This is a genomic window from Collinsella aerofaciens, from assembly GCF_041537385.1.
In the GTDB taxonomy this organism is placed as follows: domain Bacteria; phylum Actinomycetota; class Coriobacteriia; order Coriobacteriales; family Coriobacteriaceae; genus Collinsella; species Collinsella aerofaciens_BV.
This window is the reverse complement of the sequence record NZ_JBGORS010000014.1, coordinates 1-5,178: the sequence shown is the minus strand read 5'-3', so window position 1 is coordinate 5,178 and position 5,178 is coordinate 1. Positions and strand designations below refer to the sequence as shown.

At 63.3% G+C, this 5,178-nt stretch carries 2 rRNA genes; both read left to right on the top strand.

The window, feature by feature from the left end:
- The first annotated feature begins 230 nt into the window (after nt 1-230).
- Nucleotides 231-1,737 (top strand): 16S ribosomal RNA (locus ACEG18_RS09660).
- Nucleotides 1,738-2,133: 396 nt separating this feature from the next.
- Nucleotides 2,134-5,108, top strand: a 23S ribosomal RNA gene (locus tag ACEG18_RS09655).
- Together the 16S and 23S rRNA genes form the textbook arrangement of a ribosomal RNA operon.
- Nucleotides 5,109-5,178: the final 70 nt, after the last annotated feature.

Sequence of the window (5,178 nt, the reverse complement as noted above, 5' to 3'; positions counted from 1 at the left end):
GCGGGGCGTGCACCTTGAGAACCGGATACTGCGAGGATGGACACACCAGATGTGTCGCATCCGGGCAGACATCGAACCATTTGAAATGGTCTAACTTGGATTTGTTTTTCGCAAGGCCGCCGAGAGGCGGCCCCGAGAAATTCCTTTTCCTATACTAGAACCATATGAATCGAACGGAACCGATCAGCGAATGACTGAGAGGACCGGACGGGCTCGAAGCCCATACATTTTGGACGGAGAGTTCGATCCTGGCTCAGGATGAACGCTGGCGGCGCGCCTAACACATGCAAGTCGAACGGCACCCACCTCCGGGTGGAAGCGAGTGGCGAACGGCTGAGTAACACGTGGAGAACCTGCCCCCTCCCCCGGGATAGCCGCCCGAAAGGACGGGTAATACCGGATACCCCCGGGCGCCGCATGGCGCCCGGGCTAAAGCCCCGACGGGAGGGGATGGCTCCGCGGCCCATCAGGTAGACGGCGGGGTGACGGCCCACCGTGCCGACAACGGGTAGCCGGGTTGAGAGACCGACCGGCCAGATTGGGACTGAGACACGGCCCAGACTCCTACGGGAGGCAGCAGTGGGGAATCTTGCGCAATGGGGGGAACCCTGACGCAGCGACGCCGCGTGCGGGACGGAGGCCTTCGGGTCGTAAACCGCTTTCAGCAGGGAAGAGTCAAGACTGTACCTGCAGAAGAAGCCCCGGCTAACTACGTGCCAGCAGCCGCGGTAATACGTAGGGGGCGAGCGTTATCCGGATTCATTGGGCGTAAAGCGCGCGTAGGCGGCCCGGCAGGCCGGGGGTCGAAGCGGGGGGCTCAACCCCCCGAAGCCCCCGGAACCTCCGCGGCTTGGGTCCGGTAGGGGAGGGTGGAACACCCGGTGTAGCGGTGGAATGCGCAGATATCGGGTGGAACACCGGTGGCGAAGGCGGCCCTCTGGGCCGAGACCGACGCTGAGGCGCGAAAGCTGGGGGAGCGAACAGGATTAGATACCCTGGTAGTCCCAGCCGTAAACGATGGACGCTAGGTGTGGGGGGACGATCCCCCCGTGCCGCAGCCAACGCATTAAGCGTCCCGCCTGGGGAGTACGGCCGCAAGGCTAAAACTCAAAGGAATTGACGGGGGCCCGCACAAGCAGCGGAGCATGTGGCTTAATTCGAAGCAACGCGAAGAACCTTACCAGGGCTTGACATATGGGTGAAGCGGGGGAGACCCCGTGGCCGAGAGGAGCCCATACAGGTGGTGCATGGCTGTCGTCAGCTCGTGTCGTGAGATGTTGGGTTAAGTCCCGCAACGAGCGCAACCCCCGCCGCGTGTTGCCATCGGGTGATGCCGGGAACCCACGCGGGACCGCCGCCGTCAAGGCGGAGGAGGGCGGGGACGACGTCAAGTCATCATGCCCCTTATGCCCTGGGCTGCACACGTGCTACAATGGCCGGTACAGAGGGATGCCACCCCGCGAGGGGGAGCGGATCCCGGAAAGCCGGCCCCAGTTCGGATTGGGGGCTGCAACCCGCCCCCATGAAGTCGGAGTTGCTAGTAATCGCGGATCAGCATGCCGCGGTGAATGCGTTCCCGGGCCTTGTACACACCGCCCGTCACACCACCCGAGTCGTCTGCACCCGAAGTCGCCGGCCCAACCGTCAAGGGGGGAGGCGCCGAAGGTGTGGAGGGTGAGGGGGGTGAAGTCGTAACAAGGTAGCCGTACCGGAAGGTGCGGCTGGATCACCTCCTTTCTAGGGAGATAAATCTTCTAGAGAGATCAACTTAACTCGAATAGAGGGCAGGAGCCCGTCCGGTAGATGTCCCGCCACGGATGATTCCCCGCAGCACCCGGTCCCCGGGGTCGCACCCGCGTACCTTGAGAGCCGCATAGCGATAGGAGAGAGATGGAAGATCATTCTTCCAGACTCGATTCTTTTCTGCGATTTATCAGACAGAATGATAGCAATCATTCATCCGATCCAAACAAGAAGAATTCACTTATTAATGAGTGAGGAGCATCTGATCGCGAGCACAGTGAAGACTGTGCCGCGGTATGAGATACCCGAATTGCGACATACGAGCGCTATTCATGATATCGATTAATTAATTTTAGCGACACGTGGATATCCCGCGGGCCCGATGCGGTCCCGCAAGATACCACGGGCGCACGGCGGATGCCTTGGCACAGGGAGCCGATGAAGGACGCGGCAAGCTGCGATAATCCCCGGCGAGGAGCACACATCCTTCGACCCGGGGGTCTCCGAATGGGCGAACCCATCCACAGCAGTGTGGATATCCCCCCGCTGAACGCATAGGCGGGGGGAGGACAACCCGGGGAACTGAAACATCTAAGTACCCGGAGGAGAGGAAATCAATCTCGAGACTCCCCGAGTAGCGGCGAGCGAAAGGGGACCGATGGCCAAACCGTCGAGCGGGCATACCCGGCAGGGGTTCCGCCGACGGGGTTGCAGGGCCGCGCATCCGGGGGCTGCCGCCCCCGGGCGCAGGTCCGGCTGGGGAGCGGAACGGCATGGGAGGGCCGGCCGCAGCGGGTGACAGCCCCGTACGCGAACCCAGACCGGACGGCGCGACGCGGTCCCTGAGTAGGGCCGGGCACGTGAAACCCGGTCCGAACCTGGGTGGACCACCATCCAAGCCTGAGTACTACCCTGTGACCGATAGCGCACCAGTACCGTGAGGGAAAGGTGAAAAGCACCCCGGGAGGGGAGTGAAACAGTACCTGAAACCGTGCGCCCACGAGCAGTCGGAGCACCCTTGTGGTGTGACGGCGTGCCTTTTGTAGAATGAGCCAGCGAGTCGCTGGCGCGGGGCGAGGTTAACCGAAAGGGAGCCGGAGCGAAAGCGAGCCTTAACAGGGCGACTTGAGTCCCGCGCCGCGGACGCGAAGCCGGGTGAGCTATCCGTGGGCAGGCTGAAGCGGGGGTAAGACCCCGTGGAGGGCCGAACGCACGTCGGTTGAAAACGGCGGCGATGACCTGCGGATAGGGGTGAAAGGCCAATCAAACCCGGAGATATCTCGTTCTCCCCGAAATAGCTTTAGGGCTAGCGTCGCGCGTTCACCGCCGGAGGTAGAGCACCGGATGGACGAGGGGGCTTCGCCGCCTACCGAATCCAACCGAACTCCGAATGCCGGCGGCCCAGAGCGCGGCAGTCAGAGCATGTGGGCTAAGCTGTGTGCTCGAGAGGGAAACAGCCCGGACCGCCCGCTAAGGTCCCCAAGTTCCAGCCGAGTGGCAAAGGATGTGCGTCCGCCCAGACAACCAGGATGTTGGCTTAGAAGCAGCCATGCATTCAAAGAGTGCGTAACAGCTCACTGGTCGAGTGGACATGCGCCGACAATACACGGGGCTAAGCTGGACACCGAAGCGGCGGGATTTTACCTAAGTAGAATCGGTAGGGGAGCTTCCCATGGGCGGAGAAGCCGGAGGGCGACCGACGGTGGAGCGCATGGGAGTGAGAATGCTGGCATGAGTAGCGAGAGACGAGAGAGTAACTCGTCCGCCGTGAACCCGAGGTTTCCTGGGCAAGGCTAATCCTCCCAGGGTCAGTCGGGGGCTAAGGCGAGGCCGGGAGGCGTAGCCGACGCGCAGCAGGCAGACATTCCTGCACCGCGCACGCGGCGCTACGACCGACGGGGCGACGGATGGGGGTGGCTCGGCGGGGTTCTGGACGTCCCCGTGATGGAGCGCGGCCCGCGGACCAGGGAAATCCGGTCCGCAGAAGGGCGAGGCTCCGGACGAAGCGACTGAGCGAAGCGAGTGAGCCCGAGGTCCCTAGAAAAACCCCTAGGCAGGCGCGTGCGCGCCCGTACCGCAAACCGACACAGGTGGGTGGGTAGAACATACCGAGGCGATCGGGTCAACCATGGTCAAGGAACTCGGCACAATGGCCCCGTAACTTCGGGAGAAGGGGTGCCCGCGCGTACGTGAACCGGCTCGCCCGGGGAGCGGAGGCGGGCCGCAGTGGAGAGGCCCAAGCGACTGTTTACCAAAAACACAGGACTCTGCAGAAGCCGCAAGGCGACGTATAGGGTCTGACGCCTGCCCGGTGCCGGAAGGTCACGCGGAGGAGTTAGCGCATCGCGCGAAGCCCCGAAGCCAAGCCCCGGTAAACGGCGGCCGTAACTATAACGGTCCTAAGGTAGCGAAATTCCTTGTCGGGTAAGTTCCGACCTGCACGAAAGGCGCAACGACTTGGGCGCTGTCTCGACCATGGACCCGGTGAAATTGCACTGGTCGTGAAGATGCGACTTACCCGCGGAAGGACGGAAAGACCCCGTGAACCTTCACTGCAGCTTGGCATTGGCCGCTGGTCCCGCGTGTAGAGGATAGGCAGGAGGCATCGATCCGGAGGCGCCAGCCCCCGGGGAGCCGCCCTTGGAATACTGCCCTCGCGCGACCGGCGTCCTAACCCGAGGCCGTCAACCGGCTCGGGGACCGTGCCAGGCGGGCAGTTTGACTGGGGCGGTCGCCTCCTAAAGGGTAACGGAGGCGCGCGAAGGTCCGCTCGGGACGGTCGGCAACCGTCCTTTTGAATGCAAGAGTACAAGCGGGCTTGACTGCGAGGCCCACAAGCCGAGCAGGTGCGAAAGCAGGCTCTAGTGATCCGGCGGCCCCGAGTGGGTGGGCCGTCGCTCAACGGATAAAAGGTACTCCGGGGATAACAGGCTGATCTTGCCCAAGAGTCCACATCGACGGCAAGGTTTGGCACCTCGATGTCGGCTCATCGCATCCTGGGGCTGGAGCAGGTCCCAAGGGTACGGCTGTTCGCCGTTTAAAGCGGTACGCGAGCTGGGTTCAGAACGTCGTGAGACAGTTCGGTCCCTATCCTCCGTGGGCGCAGGAGAATCGATGGAGGCTGCCCCCAGTACGAGAGGACCGGGGTGGACGCACCTCCGGTGAACCGGTTGTCGACCAACGGCACGGCCGGGTAGCCGCGTGCGGCGCGGATAACCGCTGAAGGCATCTAAGCGGGAAGCCGTTCCAGGGATTAGTTCTCCTTCCGGTAAGGGCCCAGGTAGACTACCTGGTCGATAGACGGCAGGTGCAAGGGCGGCGACGTCCTCAGCCGAGCCGCACTAATCGCCCGAGCTCTTCCGGAACCGCACCTCGCGGCCCGCGGGACCCAGCGCTCATGCGCGCGGTCCGGGCACGAGGATGCCCCCGAGTCAT